We start from the raw sequence: 19936 nt of genomic DNA on the forward strand, positions 1-19936 counted from the left end.
ATACTAATTTACGCTGCTATTTTTCTCAACTCATGAAGTTTTTTGCTAATAGTTTCACAGAGGACCCGTGCCATATTTACTTCAACTGCATTTCCTATAAATTTTTTCTGGTCAGCTTGTGTGCCGATTAAAACATAATCTTCTGGGAATCCCATTATTCGTTTCAATTCTGGAATTTTCAGCATGCGTTGCTTTATATCAATAATGCCATACATCGCCATTATTTCCTTTATTTCTTTTATAACAGGCAAATCATCTCCATAAATTTCATAAATTATGCCATAGGGAGTAATCTTCACAAATGGAGGAACCTTTTCACCTATTTCTGTTTGACATGTAGTAATAATCGGAGGACGTTTATCCATACGTGCAATTAATGTAAAACAAGGTGAATCTATGCTTCCACCTGCCGATGTGTACTGTGGATTTACTATATAATGCCATTTATGATTAGCTGTCACAACAGGAGCAGGTTCGGAAAGCGGACTACCAACATTAGAGAAGTTAGTATTCATTAGCCATCTATTGCACGTAATTAAACTATGTTTAGGATTCTGAAGAACTGCTCCTGCTGGTTGATTGACAGACGTACAGCGGCTATTACCATATTGCATGTCGAGGAAATTGCATGATACAAGACGTTGCTTCGGGTTTGCCAATATGGTAGGGCTTGGTTGACCGACATGTGCATGTTGTCCACCACCTGAATAGTAATTCATAAAATAATTGCATGAAACTAAAGCTAACCTGTCTTTTGTTAGCAACGTTGGACAAGGGCCGTTTATAGTTTTCCCGACATCTTTGAAATTGTACGAGCATAAGAATGCGGGGTGAACATAATTGAAGCGGTCCTTTGTAGTAACAGTGGCACACGGCATATCTACTGATCGCACATTATCTCCAGTTCCATAATAAGCTGAAAGGAAGTCAGCTGAAACCAAAGCATGATTATCTTTTGTTTTAATAGTATGTGCCGGACCGGATACCGGAATATTTTTGCTATCCGGATGACCGCTATAATATTTCGATAGGAACTGTATATTTGCTACACCAAGTCGATTCTGGCAACTCACTACCGGGCAAGGCTCATCCACTCCTGGAGCAACATATCTTCCTTTACTGTTCATTGAATTCCACTTGATAAGATATTGCTCTTTCCCTCCGCATACAAACTTAATAAGCCCTGATTTATGGCGTTCAAAAGTTTTAGGAGCAAGTGCTTTTTTACGACCAAAGATAGATTCACCCTCATCTCTCAAATCCAATACATCTTTTACCGGTAACCATTTCTTTTTCTCATCGAATAAATCTTTCACACCGTTTTTACTATGTGTTGGCTCCGGCCATACGGTAGGCAGACCAGTTTTTGCAAATATTCCAAAGAAACGAATCCGAGATGTACGGGCAGCATAATCAGCAGAGTTCAGTATTCGATTGTCAAATGTAAAACCATAACTTTTCATCTTCTTCACCCAACGTTTGTAATATAATCCTTTTGTGTTTGGTTCCGGGACCATCTGAGGACTAAGACTCCAACGAAAGCGTTTCTTTTCACCTCGCTTCATGGAAACTTTTACCTTTTCTACATTACAAGGACAATATTCAGCTCCTTCTTTTGTCTTGGAAACTTTCACAATTAGTGGCCCCCATGTCATAAACTCCACAACGTTTTCAATTTGTACATAATCAGGTTGTAGAGCTTCAATGTATCGGAATAAATGTTCCGCCAATGTTCGACTATCAGCATCACGGGATTGCCCACCTTTTGCCTTTGAGAAATTGGTACACTCCAACGATGCCCACAATACCACATGAGCTTTCGGGTATATCTGCTTCATCCGTTTTAAGTGATTGATCAGTGGAGAAAGTTCAAGCGTCCTAATATCCTCAGTAAAGTGTAGTGCGTCCGGGTGATTGGCCGCATGACTGGCGATGGCATTTGCATCATGATTCACACAAGCAATGACTTTTGCGCATTGCTCTTCGTTTACTTTTGCGGATTCAACACCGGTGCTTGTACCACCCGCCCCGCAGAATAGGTCTATATATAATAAGTTAATATCATTCATATATTAATCATTTAAAATTGAGGTTGTTTATAGATGGATCTTATTTGAATTACTGCCGTTCATATTAAAAAAGGGTATACTATCTTCACAGACCATATACCCGGCACAACACAAACAAAATAAAACACTACTATATTTGATTTACTTACTATTAATTAGTCGTTTATCTCATTTTATAAAATAATGTAACCGGGTGTTTCGCAACATGCCTGTTACGTAGCTGACTGGGTGTTTCGCAACTTGCCAATCGCATTCTTCTATTATATTAATTTATAAATCAATCAAATAAGGGTCGTTTAAGCGTTTTGTACATTCACACATCTTTACATTTAGATTCAGATACTACATCTTCAAGTTCTCTGGAATTTTTGGGGCAGTACGTATCTCTAAAATGGCAATAACAGTATTTACTACCATAAGAGCAGCAATTAAATGTTTTGTTCAAAGAATCTCCACTTTCCCAACGTGCATCATCTTTGGGTATTCTTCCCTCTTGTAGCCACTGCCATCTTGTTTTCATCTTTTCCCGAAATTCAGTAGCTTCTTTTCTCTTCTGCTCTCGCTCTTTAGCCTTTGCCCTGTATTCCTTGTTCTTAGCTGATACAATGGCTTTTGCAGCAACCAAATCCTTATGTACTTCACTTTCAGAGAAACGAATAACCCGATAACGATAATAATTGTTATTCCAGCCTTCTACGCCTTTTGCGTCAGCATTGAGAACATGTCCCTTCTTAGCCCACTGCAATTCAGTTAGTCTGTCCATAACTTGTTTAATTAAATAATAATAGAAACATTAATACTACCCCAGCTAATGAGAATGTACACATTCGTACACTATCTTTATATTGTCCTTTACTCATGATTGTCATTCGTTTTGTGTTATATTGTATTTCTCCAACACATCAGAAAGAACCTTCAATTCAGTTTCTTTCGGAGATAATAAATGAATAAAGAAACCTAAAGAATCGAATATCACTCTAATGAAGATAAACGTAAGAATAGTTACTAATAGAAAGAAATAATTAAGAGAATTCAGAGCTATTCCCAACAAAACACATGCGCAGAGTCCAAAGAATATTAGTAATCCATGATAAAGTCTTGTACTTTTCTTAAAGAGAATATTATATTCCTTTTCTATGACTTTTCTTACAGCAAAACCTTTTTGAGCTACATCTGCCAAACGATTATAATTATCAAATAATATTTTAAAAGGTTGGATTTCCATTGTACAACCTTCGACTGTGAAAAAAGTTAGATTTACTTCTAGATCATTCTGATCTTGGCTACAATAAACATCAACTCTCAATTCTTTGATAGTTTGTCCTGTGCCTTTTGTAGAATTCATTACTTTGCCAACTATCCGTTTTAAATAAGCATCAAAATCCGAATCCATGAGGAGAAATTCCCAAACGAGTCCGGATGTTGAACTTGTTGTATAGCAATCATATTTTTCTAAGTGATAGTGACATTGGATATAAACTTCTATGTTTTCCATTTTAGTTATTTAATTATTTACCAATTTAATGATTTAAATATTGAGGCAAAAAATCCTTTTTCTTTTGTTGGAGGATTACTTCAGTCTATTTTTAATATACCATTGCCGAAACTGGTCATTACATTTCTCTGATGGAACGAAAATAACCAGTTTATCATTGATCCGTAGTGGTACTTCTTGCTTTTTCATTTCATTATATCCAGAAATCATTTCTTCTAATTTTGTAAGATCCTGATTATTCAAATCCACTTTTTCTTTATATTTTCTTCTTCGTCTCATTTTTTTCTTCTTTAGTCCATGCAGAAAATGGTAATTGGTAAATAATCAGCATTCCCATTTCTTTAGCGATGTATTGTTCTATCCGAGCCCCCTTACTATTTTCCCAGTCCATCTGGAGATAAATAGCCTCGCATCCAAGTAAAAGGTTTATGTCTTGTACCATATGCTCATGCCAATCAGCATCGTAAGGCAGATCTTTGTTTATTGGGCTTATTGGAGTAAAGCCTAATCTTCTTATCTGCTCGGATGCCCAAGTGAATTTTTCTTTTACCTCTTCATAGGGGAGTCCTGTGATTTTTCCTGCTATATAAACTTTCATAGTTATTTCATTTGGTATTGTATTTCCTAACAAAAAAAATGATAATAGCCAAACACCGATTATTAAATTCCAAATATTCAATCTAAAATTGGTGCTTGACAATCTTATTTAGGTTTTAATTTGGGTTTTAAAATAGGCTTTTCTGTGTTTATCTTCTCTTCTATAACACCTTCATTATTCTTTTTTTTTAATGAACATAGTAGATATTCATTGAAATCCTTACATTGAGGATATAAGTATGAAGATTCGTTTATAACTTCTTTCCCGCAGCTTTTAAGCACTCTTAGAGCATTTCTTCCAGGAGCATCATTATCTAGAAAAGAGTGGATCATCTGGTGACTTTGAATGAAGCTGGCTGCTTTTGTGATCAGTGCAGTTGTGTTGAGTATAACCATATTCACATTTTGCCTTCTTTCTGGTCTACTTTTCATCAATTGCTGATATGAAAGCATATCAAAAAAACCTTCAAATATTGCACATCGAGAGCTGCCATTGTCTATACATGTGATATCCTTAGAAATACATCCTTTAAAAAAGGGGTTTCTTATCTCATATCCTTCGGAATCGTTTTTGAAACCCAATGCAAAACATGATACTCCTTCTTCGCCTATTTTATAGTAAATTTCCTGACAGTACGTTTTAGCTACATCCTCATCAATTCCTCTGCTCAAAGCATAATTTATTAGAATCTTGTTTTCTAAGGGAGCAACTTTCAGAATGTGCAACTTATTTTGCTTTTCCTTTTTCGGTTGCCTTGGATGAGTTTCATGGGGTGTTAAATTACCCGAAAAACTCTTTTCCTCGCAGATCTTCATGGCTTCAAAAAATGAACATTTCTCCATCCTCATGACAAGATCTACCGCACTTCCATAACTACCTTCGCCAAAGTCTTGCCAACGATTGGTTTCTGTATTTACTTTGAAACTTGCGGAATGTTCTTCCCTAAAAGGAGACAAGTACATGTCATACCCAAAGTATGATTTTACAATTGTACGATCATATTCTCTAAGAATATCATCAAGCGGTATTTGGTTTGCTTCTTCAGATTCCATATTTGTTAGATTGTATGTTTTTAATAAATTTATCGACATCTTCCTTCTTAAATCTTAATCTACCTGAAACATCCTTATCAGAGGGAAGCTTGTTCTCGGAAGCATATTTCCTTATTGTTTTCTTTGATAAATTCATCAACTGACTTAGCTCTGAGACATCTACATAAGCCTCCATTTCATCCTCATTGTCTACCATTATCTCTTCGATTGTTGATACGAGTTCGTTTTTAAAACGTTGAACAGCATCCTCAATGAGTTCCTTTATATTTTCTTTTTTCATATGCTTTTTCAAAAAAGGAGTAAGTAGAATAAGTAAACGATAAATCCCAGAAATAATATTCCCAAGTATATAAAAACAAAAGCCATTGCATACCCTTTCCTTTCTGTCATACAGTTTTTAGTTTGAGTGTTTTTGCATATTGATCTCTACTACATATTGATTTAGTTTCTTTTTGATGGGAAAAGAATAAGTAGAACTGTCATTTTCTATGTGGAATAGAAGAGTATCGTCTTGAATCTCAATACTTATCTTTCCATTTGTAGGTACTCCTTGGGGTTCGAGTAAATTGATTAATTTTTCTCTATGATAATTTATCATACCCTTTTCATTGATAGCTTTAGGTATGAAACATGCAACAAAGATGATGAGACTTCCTATCATTGCGGTTTTCAAACGTAACTTACATTTATCTTTTATGTAGAAAATAACAGTGAGAACTATAATCACCCCCATTGACGAAAGAAGGGTGCTAAGAAATTCATTCGGTAAAATTAAATAATTCATTATTATTTTTTTTAAGTGATAATTTATTCTTTAAAAAACCGGATCTATTGTAACCGAAAACGACACTTATGAACATATCCCGCAATTTGTTTGGAAATCGTATTAAGTCCATACCCAGCTTTGCGGTAAATTACATTTAGTTGTTCAGGATCAGTAAAAGCATCTATTATCAATCCTTTTCCTTTAGTCTTATAAATATCGGCTTCTTGGGCTGATACTATGACTCGTTTAGGATCTCCACCCGGTATTATGCTTAAATGCTTGTAAACCTCTGGAATAGGACACTCCAAATGTAATATAACAAGACCATCAATATTTTGAGTTACCCAAATCGTTATATTACGATCCTGATCCAGCTTTAGCATACTTTGTTCCCTTGTTTGTTTATTCCTCTTCATCTTCTTTTCTTGATTGATAAACTTTCTGAAGATCATCAGTAGTAATTCCTAATTCTTCTATAATACTAGCCATCAGTTCAGTTTTAAACCCTTTCTGCATCTGTGGTGAATAGAAGGTGTCATTCTCAATGTTAAGACGAATGATAGAAACAATCATTTGTCCGAGCCAGACTTGTGTGTCACCTTCTAAGCGTGGTAACTTGAAGGTCGTTTGACACATCCAGTTGGATGGACCATTTTTGGGGGATACTTCTGTTGCAGTTTTTGTTTTTTGAAGATTCTTCATATTACTCATGTTTACATTGGATTTATTACGTTATCTAAAAAAACGTAGTAGGGTATTTCACAACATGCCTAAATACGTCGCTAAATGGAATGTTTCACAACTTTCCATTAGCTACATTATATTATTAATGTTAATTTGTAACATGCTACGTTATTATAGCACGTTACTATATTGAGATAAAAAATGGGGTCAAAGAATTACATCCTGAGAGTCGTCATTGAATAAACTTAATTGATTCTTGTTTTCTGCTTCTTTTTTAATCTGTCGGACATGTGCAGCCTTATTAACATAAGTTTTAGCAAAAGTGACCCTATTGCCGTTAAATACCACCATTGGGTTAATATAGAAGAAAACTTCTGTACGACCTCTGGCTATAATTTCTGCACTGATCAACTCTGCCAATGCAGAATAGATACTATTTTTGCCTTTATAGGGTGTTTTTTGGAGGCATTCATCAATGAGAAATACAAACTCATCACTATCCGGTTTGAGTAGCGTGAGGATATAGCCAAACACACGCATTGCTTTTTCTGAAAGCCCGAAAAAAACCTGAAAATCTCTTAGATAGAATTTAATAAACTCTTGTTCATCACATTCAATCTGACGAATAAATGAGGTATGTCCTAAGATTTCTCCTGTCTGTGAGTCCATAGCTTGTAATACAGCCCTTTTGTCTGTACCTGTAGAGGAACGATATTTCTTCACAGTGTGATTATTGATCTGTTCCATTGCTTGACTCATAAATGGATTCTCTCTATTTTTCTCGTAGTCAGAGAACTTAGCGATTTGTTTCTTCATATTATCATTTTAGTGAGTTCATAAAAAACGAATAAAATTTGAACTAATAGTTCATGCTTTTTGAACTGAAAGTTCATGAAACAAGGTCATTTTTTGAACTAATAGTTCACGGTATTTGAACTGAAAGTTCATTAAATAGACTTATTTTTTGAACTGAGATTCTTTTGTGGTCAATATCGGATTCGAACCGAACGAGTTAGCCAATTGAATTTTAACGCTTCAACTAACTGCTATTGACCGTTTTTCTTAAAGCAGGTTCCTCGACCTACCGACATCTAATGTCTAGCTGTTTTGATTTACAACGATGCCGATTGACCATTATCGCAGCATACATCGTTGGAGAGTATTGTCTACATTCACCTATATTGGTTTTCGACTCGAAGTAGACTCACAACTTCCAATATTCTTAAGATGTCAAAGAACGATTAATGATCTATCATATGCTAATGTTTGCCCATCAACTATCTGAATATGATTGATAAGATTAACTAGAATTTCTATTTTTTGCAGGTTTGTCATGTGCATACCGTAACACGTCTTCGGCATTACACTCCCATTGTCCTTTACGATACGCAACATTGTGGATTATAACCCGTATCTTACCAGATGCTCTCAGACGTTCAAGCATTGACCGGCTCCCAACAATCTTTGTCGCTTGCGTTTTGGTGAAAGTTATTTTGTTCTTTCGTAAAACAGCATAGACATCCTCCATATGCTGAAGTTTATCATTAATTGATTTAGTAATTTCCATCATGATCTTTATCTTAACCGTTTTACATAATATTCATCTACATATCCCTTCTCTGTATATTCCCATTCTTGAGAATCCCTATCTCTAAGTTTAATGAGACATCCTCTTGCAACACCGGGTTTAATATCAGATGTCTTGATAATAGCTTCCTCTCCAATCAGAAAGTTTCTGAAGAAGTCAATTGTAGTTTGTTTTACGTACCTTTTGCAAGGTACTTTTTTTTCCTTATCTTTGGCGATTAAGTTGTTTTGCATCATAATTGCGAATTTCTGTTGTTATTTCGATGCAAAAATAAGCGGTTTAACTTTTATATCAAAGAAAAATCAATAAAATATGTAAGCTATACCGTTATTTGTAATAATTCTAAATAAAACCAAATGGAAAATACTGTAAATGAAAGAATAAGGCTTCTAATAAAGGAACTTGACTATAAAAGTGCTAGAGCATTTGCAATAAAAATTGGTATTTCACAGACTTCCTTCAATGACATTCTTAAAGGGGCTGAACCTAAATTCAGTACTCTCAATAAAATAATAACCGCTGAACCGCTTATTTCAGCAGAATGGCTATTAACGGGTACAGGAGAAATGCTAAAACAAACTCCTTCTATATCCAGTTCAAATCAAGGAGATGGAAATAAAATTGAATATAATCATATTGGGATTGGCAATAGCGTGAATGCAAATATCTCCGATTCAAGCTCACAAAAGACTATATACCCTACGGGAAAAGTAGATGTAGCTGGTCTTGATCATGCTGAATCAGCAGTATCTAATGAGGATAGTGAAAAGCAATTTCTAAAAGCTGAAATTGCCCATCTACGGGAAAGCATGGAAATAAAAGATGAGTTAATTATTTCTTTAAGAGAAACTATAGAACTGTTAAGAAATAAAGAGAAGTAGGTCAATACAATATTTATCTAGCGTTACACTCATAAGCAACAAACAATGATAAGCACTATTAAGGAGCATATAGCATATATAATAACACAGCACAACTTTAGCCTGAAGAAGTTTGCATGTACTATTAGTATTCCTCAAACATCTGGTTGGGGTATAGGAGGATTTCTAAAAAACAAGTTTGCTATATCCACTACCAACAAAGGAAATAATAATAATATCAATTATAACAATGTCGGAGTCGGTAATTCGGTCTATCTAACTTTGCCCAACTTAGGAAGACAAAAAATAATATATCCTAATGGAAAAGTAGAGTTATACAGCTCCTCTTCAAGTGATTGTAGCACACTTGAAGAAGATAGTGAAAAACGACTGCTTGAAGCAGAAGTAGCTCACTTAAAGGATTCTATTAAGGTCAAAGATGATTTAATATTATGTCTGAAAGAGACTATCGAACTTTTAAAAACATAATTATGCTTAGACCATCAAAACAAAAGTAGAAAATTGCCTCCAAACAGGGTGTTTTTGACTTATAGTTATCAATAAAGAGAAAATTATATAATTATGAAACTAAAAACAATTAAAAATAATAAATATGAAACATTTGATTTGTAATTATAAACGAATAAAAATCCCTAATAGTTCAAAAAAACGTATCATTATTTGAACTATTAGTTCATGCATGTGTGAACTAATAGTTCATGAGTCATGAACTAAGGGGTGTTGATTATCAGCCAATTAAGGACTTTTACTTCTTAAGTTCTTATATACCATCAAAAAGGATACTTTTTAAGTAGCAAAATTCAAAGTGACAAAATGCTATTCTTTAGTATTAAGATTGCAGATGAAATATAATCCTTAAATCATGGCTTTTTATAAATTATTACGGATAGGGTAATATGATTTAATAACATTAAATACTAATCAGAGAGAATGAACTACAATACTGAATGATGTTTGTCAGAGTGTTTGCCAAATATAAAAGAACAATTTATTAAATAAAAGAAAGATAATTAGTTAAATGCCGTTTTTAGCGCACGTTCGTAACGCGTAGGTCGCCAGTTCAAGTCTGGCTAGCGGCTCATTTATAAAAGCGCTGATTATAAAAATATAGTCAGCGCTTTGTTTATTTCTAACTGTCTTTTTTGAATAGAGACAGGATATATAATTCTTAAATATTATATCGTGAGTGGAAGAAAATCCTTAAAAAAAAGAAAATCTCAGAACAGACTCAAGTTAGGCTGCATTATTATTTTCATCGCTTTAATACCACTTTTTTATGGACTGTATCTCTACATACAACAATCTGGAGCAAAAGACAACGAAAATAATAAAACGCTACAACCTATTGTCGCAGTAAATAAACCCAAGAGGGCCATCTACAAAGACTTACCAAAACCTATTGGTAAAAAAACAGAAGCTTCTTCAAATAAAGGTTCAAAAGCCTCAATCCCTCAGAAGCAGAAAATCCCCACAGCCGAGGAACTGGAAATCCCGGTAATGACCGCCCCCAGAAAGGGACAGATCATCCGTCACACCGGATATACCGTATCTTATAATGAAAACCTGCGACTGCCCAACTGGGTAGCTTACGAACTCACCCGCCAGGAAACGCAGGGTAACGCCCAAAGAACCGACCGCTTCATTGCCGACCCACAGGTGAAAGGGGTCATCGCCACCAATGCAGATTACACCCGCTCTGGCTACGACAAGGGGCACATGGCCCCGGCTGCCGATATGAAATGGAGCGTAACGGCCATGAAGGAGTCGTTTTACTTCAGCAACATGTGCCCGCAACACCCCGAACTGAACAGGCGGAAATGGAAAGACCTCGAAGAAAAGATACGCGACTGGGCCATAGCCGACAGTGCCATCATTATCATCTGCGGCCCCATCGTAGAGGATTCTGCACAGAAAATAGGGAAAAACCGGGTGGTTGTGCCACAGAAATTCTTCAAAGTGATTCTCTCGCCTTTCGTCGACAATCCCCGGGCCATCGGCTTCCTTTTCGACAATGAACGTTCGGTAGAACCTCTGGGCACCTACGTCGTAAGCGTAGATAGCATCGAAACGCTGACGGGGATGGACTTCTTTGCCCCGCTACCCGATGAACTGGAAGATAGCATAGAGGCAAAAGCGGATATCAGGCTGTGGAAATAGTTTCAAGTGTATTTCACCACGGAGGACACGGAGGACACAGAGTTTTTTAGATCTTTGATGAAACGCGGATAAACGCAGATTTTCGCAAAGGGGAAAAAATAAATAGTATTTCACCACAGAGTAACACAGAGTTCCACAGAGTGGTATTTATCTGATAAAACGCGGATTAAAAGACTGTAATTCTTTATCATACATTTGTTTCCCTTTGCGAAAATCTGCGTTTATCTGCGTTTCAATAAAGATTAAAAAACTCTGTGTCACTCTGTGGTGAAGTATGAATAATTTGCCAATATGCTCATTATTTATCTGCGTTTCATCAAAGATCTAAAAAAACTCTGTGTCCTCCGTGGTGAAAACGCCAACGCCTTGCCTTCATCTAGCCAACGCCTTGCCTCCATGCAGCCAACGCCTTGCCTATTTTCTACAAATTCCGCTCCTCCCCTCCAAATATTTCCCCTGCAAAACCTCCGGAATTACTCGGATTCTTGTTACCTTTGACCCGTTTTTATAACGTCAACATTCCCCATGGAAAAGAAAAAGAAAAAAATCCTCATCAGCCTCCTGGCCATCCTCCTTATCGCCTGCGCAACAGCTGCCGGAACCGTTTATTATTACCTTCTGTATCCACAGTTTCATCCGGCCCGCACCGTCTACGTATACATCGACCGTGACGACACAGCCGACTCCATATATAATAAGGTGAAAACCTACGGCCATCCCACCACCCTCACCGGATTCCGCTGGCTGGCCAAATACCGGCAACTCGAAAAAACAATCCACACCGGACGATACCCCATTCGCCCCGGCGACAACGCCTATCACGTCTACAGCCGCCTCTCCCGCGGCTATCAGGAGCCCATCAACCTCACCATCGGCAGCGTTCGTACCCTCGACCGCCTAGCACGCAGCGTAGCCCGCCAACTCATGATAGACTCTGCCGAAATAGCTGCCCCCCTTTTCGACCCCGCCTTCCAGCAGCAACTGGGTTACAACCCCGAAACCATGCCCTGCCTCTTCATCCCCGAAACCTACCAAGTGTACTGGGACATGAGCGCCAACGATTTCTTTGAACGCATGCAGAAGGAACACCGGAAATTCTGGAACGCCGAACGCCTCGCCAAAGCCCAGGCCATCGGCATGAGCCCCGAAGAGGTGTGCACCCTCGCCTCCATTGTGGAAGAAGAGACGAACAACAACGCCGAAAAACCCACCGTAGCCGGACTCTACATCAACCGCCTGCACACCGGAATGCCCCTTCAGGCAGACCCTACCATCAAATTTGCCCTGCAAGACTTCGGACTGAGAAGAATCTCCAACGAAAACCTGCGCGTAGAATCGCCCTACAACACCTATACCAACACCGGACTCCCTCCCGGACCGATACGCATCCCCTCAGCCAAAGGCATAGACAGCGTACTCAACTACACCCGCCACAACTACCTGTACATGTGTGCCAAAGAAGATTTCTCGGGCACCCACAACTTTGCATCCAACTATACCGACCACATGGCAAATGCCAGAAAATACTGGAAAGCACTGAACGAAAGAAAGATTTTCAAGTAATTCTGTGATAAAATGACCGTAAAAATGTATCTTTGCCAAAGACTAGAAGTAGGCAAGCGAGTAGTAAAGTAAGTAGTTAAGTAGTCAAGTAGTCAAGTAGCAAGTAGAATAGATAAAATGAAACATTTCTACTTAACTACTTGACTGCTTAACTACTTAACTACTCGCTTTACTACTTACTTAACTACCTGACTACTAAATAAAAATAACCGTGACTAACACTAATTAAAAAACAAAGATATGAGCAAGCAACTCTTACTTGGCGACGAAGCCATTGCACAAGCTGCACTGGATGCCGGACTCTCAGGCGTGTACGCCTATCCGGGCACCCCTTCAACCGAGATAACGGAATACATCCAGATGTCTCCCATTACGAGTGAAAGAAACATACACAACCGCTGGGCAGCCAACGAAAAAACAGCCATGGAGGCCGCCCTGGGCATGTCCTTCGTTGGCAAACGCGCACTCGTCTGCATGAAACACGTAGGCATGAACGTAGCTGCCGACTGCTTCATCAACTCAGCCATCACCGGCGTAAAAGGTGGCCTGATCGTAGTAGCCGCCGACGATCCCAGCATGCACTCCTCACAGAACGAACAAGACAGCCGCTTCTATGGCGACTTCTCACTCATCCCGATGTACGAACCCAGCAACCAGCAGGAAGCCTACGACATGGTGTACAATGGATTTGAATTCTCCGAAAAAACCGGCGAACCCCTGTTGCTGCGCATGGTAACCCGCCTGGCACACTCACGTTCCGGCGTAGAACAGAAACCGCAAAAACCACAAAACGAAATCGCCTTTGCCGAAGATCCCCGCCAGTTTATCCTCCTGCCCGGCAATGCACGCAAACGCTACAAAGCACTGCTGGCCCGCCAGGACGAATTTATCCGCGCTTCCGAAGCATCACCCTACAACAAATACACCGACGGCCCCAACAAGAAACTGGGCATCATCGCCTGCGGTATCGGCTACAACTACCTCATGGAAAACTATCCGGAAGGTTGCGAATACCCCGTACTCAAAATAGGCCAATACCCACTCCCAAAAAAACAACTGATGCAGCTTGTGGAAGCCTGTGACGAAATACTCGTCCTCGAAGACGGCCAGCCTTTCGTCGAAAAACAACTCAAAGGCTATCTGGGCATCGGACTCAAAGTAAAAGGACGCCTCGACGGCACACTCTCACAAGACGGAGAACTGAACCCAGACTCCGTGGCACGTGCCGTGGGCAAAGAAAACAAATCCGAATTCAGCGTACCTTCCGTAGTCGAAATGCGCCCACCCGCCCTATGTGAAGGTTGCGGACACCGTGACATGTACATCACACTCACCCAGGTGCTGACCGAAGAATACCCCACACACAAAGTATTCAGCGACATCGGCTGCTACACACTGGGAGCCAACGCACCCTTCAACGCCATCAACTCCTGCGTAGACATGGGCGCCTCCATCACCATGGCCAAAGGTGCTGCCGACGGAGGACTTTACCCCGCCGTAGCCGTTATCGGCGACTCCACCTTCACACACTCCGGCATGACCGGACTGCTGGACTGCGTCAACGAAAATGCCGATGTAACCATCGTCATCTCCGACAACGAAACCACCGCCATGACCGGTGGACAAGACTCTGCCGGAACAGGACGCATCGAAGCCATCTGCACAGGACTGGGAGTTGACCCCGCACACATCCGCGTGATGACCCCGCTGAAAAAAAACTACGAAGAAATGAAACAGATCATACGCGAAGAACTCAACTACCACGGCGTGTCAGTCATCATCCCCCGCAGAGAGTGTATCCAAACATTAGCACGTAAAAAAAGAAACAAGTAAACCATGAAAAAAGACATCATACTATCAGGAGTAGGCGGACAGGGCATTCTGTCAATCGCCACAGTCATCGGTAAGGCAGCCCTGAAAGACGGGCTATACATGAAGCAAGCCGAAGTACACGGCATGAGCCAGCGCGGAGGAGACGTACAATCCAACCTCCGCATCAGCGACCAACCCATTGCGTCAGACCTCATCCCCTCCGGAAAGTGCGACCTCATCATCTCACTCGAACCCATGGAAGGACTACGCTACCTGCCCTACCTCAGCCCCGAAGGCTGGTTGGTGACCAACGAAACACCGTTCGTCAACATCCCCAACTATCCCGCACAGGAAGACGTACTGGCCGAAATCGGCAAACTCCCCCACAAAGTAGTGCTCAATGTAGACAAAGTAGCCAAAGAAGTAGGCTCGGCACGCGTAGCCAACATCGTATTGCTGGGAGCCACCATCCCATTCCTGGGCATCGACTACCAGAAAATACAAGACAGCATTCGTGAGATATTCCAACGCAAAGGAGAGGCCATCGTAGACATGAACCTCCAGGCACTGGAAGCCGGCAAGGAAATAGCCGAAAAATTAATCAAATAACACCAATGTGATACAACACAATGTGCCAATTGTCCGCGTCCAAACCACCGCAGCACAATTGGCACATCAACTCCATTGCTCCAATTAATAAAAACCATGAATACAACATACTGGGAAGAAGATATAGAAACCATGAGCCGCGAAAAGCTGAACGAACTACAACTGCAACGGCTCCGGAAAACAGTTTCAATAGCAGCAAATGCTCCTTATTACCAAAAGGTCTTTAAAGAACACGGCATCACCGCCCAGTCCATCCAGACACTGGACGACATCCGGAAAATACCCTTCACCACCAAAACCGACATGCGCGCCTACTACCCCTTCGGACTCGTAGCCGGCAACATGCAAAGAGATGGCGTACGCATCCACTCCTCAAGTGGAACCACCGGAAACCCCACCGTCATCGTACATTCACAGCACGACCTCGACTCCTGGGCAAACCTCGTTGCCCGTTGCCTCTACATGGTAGGCATCCGCAAAACGGATGTATTTCAAAACAGTTCCGGTTACGGTATGTTTACCGGTGGCCTCGGATTCCAGTACGGAGCCGAACGTTTGGGAGCACTCACCGTACCAGCCGCCGCAGGCAACAGCAAACGGCAGATAAAATTCATCAACGATTTCAAAACCACCGCCTTGCATGCCATTCCCAGCTACGCCATACGCCTGGCAGAAGTCTTTCAGGAAGAAGGACTGGACCCCACAGGCACCACCCTGAAAACCCTCGTCATCGGAGCCGAACCTCACACAGACGAACAACGGAGGAAAATAGAACGCATGCTGGGCGTCAAAGCCTACAACAGCTTCGGAATGACAGAAATGAACGGTCCCGGTGTAGCCTTTGAGTGCACCGAACAAAACGGCATGCACTTCTGGGAAGACTGCTATTTTGTAGAAATTATCGATCCCGAAACAGGAGAACCCGTTCCGGAAGGAGAAATCGGAGAGCTTGTACTCACCACCCTCGACCGCGAAATGATGCCCCTGCTTCGCTACCGTACCCGCGACCTCACCCGCATCCTACCCGGAAAATGCCCCTGCGGACGCACTCATCTGCGCATAGACCGCATCAAAGGACGCAGTGACGACATGTTCATTATCAAAGGAGTCAACATCTTCCCGATGCAGGTGGAAAAGATACTCGTGCAATTCCCACAATTGGGCAGCAACTACCTCATCACCCTGGAGACAGTCAACAACCAAGACGAAATGATCGTCGAAGTAGAACTGAGCGATCTCTCTACCGATAACTACATCGAACTGGAGCGCATCCGCAAAGAAATCACCCGCCAGCTTAAAGATGAAATACTGGTTACCCCCAAACTTAAATTGGTCAAAAAAGGCTCTCTCCCCCAAAGCGAAGGCAAAGCAGTAAGGGTAAAAGACCTGAGAAACAATATATAATAAATACACCAATGCGCCAATCAGGAGGCCCTCCCTCCCCAAATTGACGCATTGGCATATCAACTTCTTCAGCAAATGACACGTTGATATGTCCCCATTTTCCTTATTCATTATGCAATTATTAAAGAAAAGAATACAGCAAGACGGAAGATGCTTTGAAGGCGGTATCCTCAAAGTAGACAGCTTCATCAACCATCAGATGGACCCTGTATTAATGAAATCCATCGGAGTAGAATTTGTTCGCCGCTTCGCCGCCACCAATGTCAATAAAATCATGACCATAGAAGCCAGCGGCATTGCCCCCGCCATCATGACCGGCTATCTCATGGACCTCCCCGTTGTATTTGCCAAAAAGAAATCGCCCAAAACCATTCAGAACGCATTGAGCACCACCGTACACTCCTTCACCAAAGATCGTGACTATGAAGTAGTTATCAGCTCCGATTTCCTCACCCCCGAAGACAATGTGCTCTTTGTCGACGACTTTCTCGCCTATGGAAATGCCGCCCTCGGCGTGCTGGACCTGATCAAGCAATCGGGCGCCAATCTGGTAGGAATGGGATTCATTATAGAAAAAGCCTTTCAAAATGGCCGGAAAACACTTGAAGAGCAAGGTGTACGTGTAGAGAGCCTGGCTATCATCGAAGATTTATCAAACTGCCAGATAAAAATCAGATAACACGGCAGCGGACTACGGGGAACACTTTATATTCGGATTTTAGAAATCCGGCAGCAGCCGCCAGTCATTTTACATTCGGATTAAAGTATTGCCCCTTTTTCTTTGTGACTTTCCCATACTGCACAGCCTTCTGCGGACATACATGATAGCAAGCCAGGCAGGAAGTACAATCTGCTCCCCAAACCGGTTTCCAACCCACCATCACGATATTCAACATCGGACAAACCTTCTCACACCGCTTACAGGCAATGCAGGCATCCGTTGCATGAAATTTCCCCACTGATATGCCCTTCTTGATAAAAAGAGGATTGATCAACTTCGTCTTAATAAAAGGAAAACGCCCTTCGTTGCACTGAAAAGATTTAGTCCTCTCCTCTATCATCTCTCCCACTTCGCCCACTCTCTGAACAGCATTATCCAGCTTCCGTTTCTCTACCTCTTTAGAATCTACATCAAAACCAGGAAGCAATACATAATTATTAGGCATAGTAACTGAGAATCCCGCATCACATCTCCATCCCTTTGCAGCCACTGCGTCGCAAAACACCTGCTGAGCCAGCCCGGTATCATCACCACACGAACACACAAAAAAGAAATACTGACTATGATAATTAGACAAAGATAAACTCTGCAAGAATTGGAGAACAATAGGAGGAGGCCCCCAGGAATAAATAGGAAATACGAAACCGACCTGCTCTTTATCGGCCAGCTCATAATGGGTAACTGCATTCCGCATAGCTTCCGGAATGAATATCAATTGTTCTTTCAGCACACCAGCAAGCTGCTCTGCAATCCACTTAGAGTTTCCTGTACCAGAAAAATAAAATATCATAAAGGGGAGGGGTATAAAAAAGCCGCACCGACGATGTGATGAAACTCTGATAGAACAAGATTTGAGTGCTCGCCCTCTTTGTAATCCACCGGCATTAAGCTGTCCCGAAGGATGTGGCCCGCCATTGAGAGCTGAAGCGTTCTCGGTTTATCAGATTAATTTGAAGAGTTTCCCGATCAAGTCGATACGGCTAATATTTTAACTACACAAATGTAACAACTTTGTATGAGATAAACAAGGAAAAGCAGCTTTTTGTTTACCCTCAAAATAACTTTTTCTCCCGTCCGGAGGGAGTTCCGGAAAAGAAAAATGCCGGTTGCTGTAAAGCAACCGGCACCTATAATTCTTACACTGTGTAACTTAAGCAGCTTTTGCTTTAGCAACTACAGCCTTGAAAGCTTCCGGATGATTTACTGCTAAATCAGCCAAAACCTTGCGGTTTATTTCGATACCGGCTTTGTGCAAACCGCCCATCAACTTAGAATATGACATTCCTTCAAGACGTGCAGCAGCATTGATACGTTGTATCCAAAGAGCGCGGAAGTTTCTTTTCTTATTTCTACGGTCACGGAACGCGTATGTCAAACCCTTCTCCCAAGTGTTTTTAGCTACGGTCCAAACATTTTTTCTTGCACCAAAGTAACCTCTGGTCAATTTCAAAATTTTCTTTCTTCTTGCTTTTGAAGCAACATGATTTACTGATCTTGGCATAGTTTTACTCTTTTTTGAATGTTAGCGCCGTTACTTCACGTAGCGAACTTTAAGCTAATGCATTCGGTTAATACTTTAATAATACTTTTACGCTTTTGATTACTTCATAGCTAAGAGTTCCTTAACCTGGCTTACATTTGTTGCATCAACAGTTGTAGAGTAGCACAGATTTCTTTTTCTCTTCTTAGTTTTCTTAGTCAAAATATGACTGTGAAAAGCGTGCTTTCTTTTGATTTTACCTGTTCCGGTAAGGGTAAACCTTTTTTTAGAACCGGAGTTAGTCTTCATCTTTGGCATCTTACTTGATTTTAAATTATTAAATTATATGGCAACGCACTATACCTGGCGCGTTACGCATTTCTTTCTTATTCTTCAGTTGACTCTTCACTTGCTTTCGGAACTGCAACTTTAGGCGCAGCTACCTTAGGAGCAACGGGCTTCTTAGGAGCACCTTCTTTCTTCTTCGGAGAAAGCTGAATAATCATGCGCTTCCCTTCCAAAACAGGCAACTGATCTACTTTTGCATAATCTTCCAGATCATTGGCAAAACGCAATAACAACACCTCACCTTGTTCTTTGAAAAGAATAGAACGTCCTTTAAAGAATACATAAGCTTTCACTTTGTCACCATCTTCCAAAAATCCTTTTGCATGCTTCAACTTAAAGTTATAATCATGGTCATCTGTCTGAGGTCCGAAACGTATCTCTTTTACGTTCACCTTCACTTGCTTAGCCTTTTGTTCCTTCTGACGCTTCTTTTGCTGGTAAAGAAATTTAGAGTAGTCAATAATACGACAAACAGGGGGTTCTGCATTAGGTGAAATTTCTACCAGGTCAAGTTCTTTTTCTTCAGCCATCTTCAAGGCCTGGAAAATAGGATATACCTTAGGTTCTATATCATCGCTTACGATGCGTACTTCTTTGGCTCGAATCTGTTCGTTGATTCTGTACTGCCCTTTTAAGCTGTCGTTCTTCATCAAATAACGTTTACTTCCGGGTTGTTTTTTATTGTCTACCAATTTATTTTAATTTATTA

Annotated in this window: 25 protein-coding genes; 8 read left to right on the forward strand and 17 right to left on the reverse strand. The window is 40.6% G+C overall.

Annotation, left to right across the window (positions count from 1 at the left end; translation table 11 throughout):
* Nucleotides 1-8: 8 nt before the first annotated feature.
* The 13 genes from VCM39_RS13500 to VCM39_RS13560 form a co-directional block, all read right to left on the reverse strand.
* Entirely contained in the window at nt 9-2069 is a 2061-nt protein-coding gene (locus tag VCM39_RS13500) for a DNA cytosine methyltransferase (protein ID WP_322933723.1), read from the reverse strand.
* A 313-nt stretch (nt 2070-2382) separates the two neighbouring features.
* Nucleotides 2383-2832, reverse strand: a complete 450-nt coding sequence (locus tag VCM39_RS13505; protein WP_322933722.1) for a hypothetical protein — start codon at nt 2830-2832, stop codon at nt 2383-2385.
* Between the two features lie 102 nt (nt 2833-2934).
* Nucleotides 2935-3564 (reverse strand): hypothetical protein, encoded by a 630-nt coding sequence (locus tag VCM39_RS13510; RefSeq protein ID WP_322933721.1) that lies wholly within the window; start codon nt 3562-3564, stop codon nt 2935-2937.
* Between the two features lie 75 nt (nt 3565-3639).
* Nucleotides 3640-3843, reverse strand: a complete 204-nt coding sequence (locus VCM39_RS13515) for a hypothetical protein (protein ID WP_322933720.1) — start codon at nt 3841-3843, stop codon at nt 3640-3642.
* The gene (locus tag VCM39_RS13520) at nt 3821-4162 is read right to left on the reverse strand and encodes a DUF4406 domain-containing protein (protein WP_322933719.1); all 342 of its coding nucleotides are present in this window, start codon (nt 4160-4162) and stop codon (nt 3821-3823) included. Before VCM39_RS13520 ends, VCM39_RS13515 begins: the two co-directional genes overlap by 23 nt.
* 104 nt (nt 4163-4266) lie before the next feature.
* Entirely contained in the window at nt 4267-5214 is a 948-nt protein-coding gene (locus VCM39_RS13525) for a toprim domain-containing protein (protein WP_322933718.1), read from the reverse strand.
* Nucleotides 5204-5494, reverse strand: coding sequence for a helix-turn-helix domain-containing protein (locus VCM39_RS13530; protein ID WP_322933717.1), 291 nt, complete (start codon nt 5492-5494; stop codon nt 5204-5206). The genes VCM39_RS13525 and VCM39_RS13530 overlap by 11 nt, the downstream gene beginning before the upstream one ends.
* A 117-nt stretch (nt 5495-5611) precedes the next feature.
* A complete protein-coding gene (locus tag VCM39_RS13535) occupies nt 5612-5998 on the reverse strand; it encodes a hypothetical protein (protein ID WP_322933716.1) in 387 nt (128 codons plus the stop codon).
* Between the two features lie 44 nt (nt 5999-6042).
* Nucleotides 6043-6396 carry a hypothetical protein gene (locus VCM39_RS13540; protein ID WP_322933715.1) on the reverse strand — a complete coding sequence of 118 codons (354 nt, stop codon included), beginning with the start codon at nt 6394-6396 and terminating at the stop codon, nt 6043-6045.
* Entirely contained in the window at nt 6383-6682 is a 300-nt protein-coding gene (locus VCM39_RS13545) for a hypothetical protein (protein WP_322933714.1), read from the reverse strand. The genes VCM39_RS13540 and VCM39_RS13545 overlap by 14 nt, the downstream gene beginning before the upstream one ends.
* A 189-nt stretch (nt 6683-6871) precedes the next feature.
* Nucleotides 6872-7480 carry a hypothetical protein gene (locus VCM39_RS13550; protein WP_322933713.1) on the reverse strand — a complete coding sequence of 203 codons (609 nt, stop codon included), beginning with the start codon at nt 7478-7480 and terminating at the stop codon, nt 6872-6874.
* A gap of 484 nt (nt 7481-7964) precedes the next feature.
* The gene (locus VCM39_RS13555) at nt 7965-8234 is read right to left on the reverse strand and encodes a hypothetical protein (RefSeq protein WP_322933712.1); all 270 of its coding nucleotides are present in this window, start codon (nt 8232-8234) and stop codon (nt 7965-7967) included.
* A 5-nt stretch (nt 8235-8239) separates the two neighbouring features.
* On the reverse strand, nt 8240-8488 hold the full coding sequence (locus tag VCM39_RS13560) for a hypothetical protein (protein WP_130061954.1): 249 nt from the start codon (nt 8486-8488) through the stop codon (nt 8240-8242).
* A 120-nt stretch (nt 8489-8608) separates the two neighbouring features.
* Between VCM39_RS13560 and VCM39_RS13565 the strand changes: the two genes are divergently transcribed.
* From VCM39_RS13565 to xpt, 8 genes are all read left to right on the forward strand, one after another.
* Complete coding sequence (locus VCM39_RS13565; protein ID WP_322933711.1) at nt 8609-9133, forward strand: hypothetical protein; 525 nt, start codon at nt 8609-8611, stop codon at nt 9131-9133.
* Nucleotides 9134-9178: 45 nt separating this feature from the next.
* Nucleotides 9179-9601: a hypothetical protein gene (locus tag VCM39_RS13570; RefSeq protein ID WP_322933710.1), complete on the forward strand. Its 423-nt coding sequence runs from the start codon at nt 9179-9181 to the stop codon at nt 9599-9601.
* A gap of 714 nt (nt 9602-10315) precedes the next feature.
* Nucleotides 10316-11290, forward strand: a complete 975-nt coding sequence (locus VCM39_RS13575) for a DNA/RNA non-specific endonuclease (RefSeq protein WP_289294145.1) — start codon at nt 10316-10318, stop codon at nt 11288-11290.
* 525 nt (nt 11291-11815) lie between these two features.
* A complete protein-coding gene (mltG, locus tag VCM39_RS13580; protein ID WP_289293774.1) occupies nt 11816-12853 on the forward strand; it encodes an endolytic transglycosylase MltG in 1038 nt (345 codons plus the stop codon).
* 240 nt (nt 12854-13093) lie between these two features.
* Nucleotides 13094-14686, forward strand: coding sequence for a thiamine pyrophosphate-dependent enzyme (locus VCM39_RS13585; RefSeq protein ID WP_195450115.1), 1593 nt, complete (start codon nt 13094-13096; stop codon nt 14684-14686).
* A 3-nt stretch (nt 14687-14689) separates the two neighbouring features.
* Nucleotides 14690-15274: an indolepyruvate oxidoreductase subunit beta gene (locus VCM39_RS13590; RefSeq protein ID WP_002561634.1), complete on the forward strand. Its 585-nt coding sequence runs from the start codon at nt 14690-14692 to the stop codon at nt 15272-15274.
* Between the two features lie 96 nt (nt 15275-15370).
* Entirely contained in the window at nt 15371-16678 is a 1308-nt protein-coding gene (locus tag VCM39_RS13595; RefSeq protein WP_002561635.1) for a phenylacetate--CoA ligase, read from the forward strand.
* 112 nt (nt 16679-16790) lie between these two features.
* Entirely contained in the window at nt 16791-17357 is a 567-nt protein-coding gene (gene xpt / locus VCM39_RS13600; RefSeq protein WP_044166434.1) for a xanthine phosphoribosyltransferase, read from the forward strand.
* 64 nt (nt 17358-17421) lie between these two features.
* Here xpt and VCM39_RS13605 read toward each other — a convergent pair whose 3' ends face one another.
* From VCM39_RS13605 to infC, 4 genes are all read right to left on the reverse strand, one after another.
* Complete coding sequence (locus VCM39_RS13605) at nt 17422-18189, reverse strand: EFR1 family ferrodoxin (RefSeq protein WP_322933709.1); 768 nt, start codon at nt 18187-18189, stop codon at nt 17422-17424.
* Nucleotides 18190-18549: 360 nt separating this feature from the next.
* Nucleotides 18550-18900 carry a 50S ribosomal protein L20 gene (gene rplT / locus VCM39_RS13610; protein ID WP_002561638.1) on the reverse strand — a complete coding sequence of 117 codons (351 nt, stop codon included), beginning with the start codon at nt 18898-18900 and terminating at the stop codon, nt 18550-18552.
* Nucleotides 18901-18999: 99 nt separating this feature from the next.
* The gene (gene rpmI, locus VCM39_RS13615; RefSeq protein WP_002561639.1) at nt 19000-19197 is read right to left on the reverse strand and encodes a 50S ribosomal protein L35; all 198 of its coding nucleotides are present in this window, start codon (nt 19195-19197) and stop codon (nt 19000-19002) included.
* A gap of 68 nt (nt 19198-19265) precedes the next feature.
* Nucleotides 19266-19877 carry a translation initiation factor IF-3 gene (gene infC / locus VCM39_RS13620; RefSeq protein ID WP_221648755.1) on the reverse strand — a complete coding sequence of 204 codons (612 nt, stop codon included), beginning with the start codon at nt 19875-19877 and terminating at the stop codon, nt 19266-19268.
* Nucleotides 19878-19936 lie beyond the last annotated feature (59 nt).

Origin of the sequence: Bacteroides mucinivorans, from assembly GCF_034654355.2 — a bacterium.
GTDB lineage: Bacteria > Bacteroidota > Bacteroidia > Bacteroidales > Bacteroidaceae > Bacteroides > Bacteroides nordii.

Coding starts and splice junctions, on each gene's coding strand:
- VCM39_RS13595 (WP_002561635.1), top strand. CDS start 15,371: ATGAATACAACATACTGGGAAGAAGATATAGAAACCATGAGCCGCGAA.
- VCM39_RS13590 (WP_002561634.1), top strand. CDS start 14,690: ATGAAAAAAGACATCATACTATCAGGAGTAGGCGGACAGGGCATTCTG.
- VCM39_RS13555 (WP_322933712.1), bottom strand. CDS start 8,234: ATGATGGAAATTACTAAATCAATTAATGATAAACTTCAGCATATGGAG.
- VCM39_RS13515 (WP_322933720.1), bottom strand. CDS start 3,843: ATGAGACGAAGAAGAAAATATAAAGAAAAAGTGGATTTGAATAATCAG.
- VCM39_RS13545 (WP_322933714.1), bottom strand. CDS start 6,682: ATGAAGAATCTTCAAAAAACAAAAACTGCAACAGAAGTATCCCCCAAA.
- mltG (WP_289293774.1), top strand. CDS start 11,816: ATGGAAAAGAAAAAGAAAAAAATCCTCATCAGCCTCCTGGCCATCCTC.
- VCM39_RS13535 (WP_322933716.1), bottom strand. CDS start 5,998: ATGAATTATTTAATTTTACCGAATGAATTTCTTAGCACCCTTCTTTCG.
- VCM39_RS13510 (WP_322933721.1), bottom strand. CDS start 3,564: ATGGAAAACATAGAAGTTTATATCCAATGTCACTATCACTTAGAAAAA.
- rplT (WP_002561638.1), bottom strand. CDS start 18,900: ATGCCAAGATCAGTAAATCATGTTGCTTCAAAAGCAAGAAGAAAGAAA.
- VCM39_RS13525 (WP_322933718.1), bottom strand. CDS start 5,214: ATGGAATCTGAAGAAGCAAACCAAATACCGCTTGATGATATTCTTAGA.
- VCM39_RS13560 (WP_130061954.1), bottom strand. CDS start 8,488: ATGATGCAAAACAACTTAATCGCCAAAGATAAGGAAAAAAAAGTACCT.
- VCM39_RS13550 (WP_322933713.1), bottom strand. CDS start 7,480: ATGAAGAAACAAATCGCTAAGTTCTCTGACTACGAGAAAAATAGAGAG.
- VCM39_RS13570 (WP_322933710.1), top strand. CDS start 9,179: ATGATAAGCACTATTAAGGAGCATATAGCATATATAATAACACAGCAC.
- VCM39_RS13565 (WP_322933711.1), top strand. CDS start 8,609: ATGGAAAATACTGTAAATGAAAGAATAAGGCTTCTAATAAAGGAACTT.
- VCM39_RS13605 (WP_322933709.1), bottom strand. CDS start 18,189: ATGATATTTTATTTTTCTGGTACAGGAAACTCTAAGTGGATTGCAGAG.
- xpt (WP_044166434.1), top strand. CDS start 16,791: ATGCAATTATTAAAGAAAAGAATACAGCAAGACGGAAGATGCTTTGAA.
- VCM39_RS13505 (WP_322933722.1), bottom strand. CDS start 2,832: ATGGACAGACTAACTGAATTGCAGTGGGCTAAGAAGGGACATGTTCTC.
- infC (WP_221648755.1), bottom strand. CDS start 19,877: ATGAAGAACGACAGCTTAAAAGGGCAGTACAGAATCAACGAACAGATT.
- VCM39_RS13530 (WP_322933717.1), bottom strand. CDS start 5,494: ATGAAAAAAGAAAATATAAAGGAACTCATTGAGGATGCTGTTCAACGT.
- VCM39_RS13540 (WP_322933715.1), bottom strand. CDS start 6,396: ATGAAGAGGAATAAACAAACAAGGGAACAAAGTATGCTAAAGCTGGAT.
- VCM39_RS13500 (WP_322933723.1), bottom strand. CDS start 2,069: ATGAATGATATTAACTTATTATATATAGACCTATTCTGCGGGGCGGGT.
- rpmI (WP_002561639.1), bottom strand. CDS start 19,197: ATGCCAAAGATGAAGACTAACTCCGGTTCTAAAAAAAGGTTTACCCTT.
- VCM39_RS13520 (WP_322933719.1), bottom strand. CDS start 4,162: ATGAAAGTTTATATAGCAGGAAAAATCACAGGACTCCCCTATGAAGAG.
- VCM39_RS13585 (WP_195450115.1), top strand. CDS start 13,094: ATGAGCAAGCAACTCTTACTTGGCGACGAAGCCATTGCACAAGCTGCA.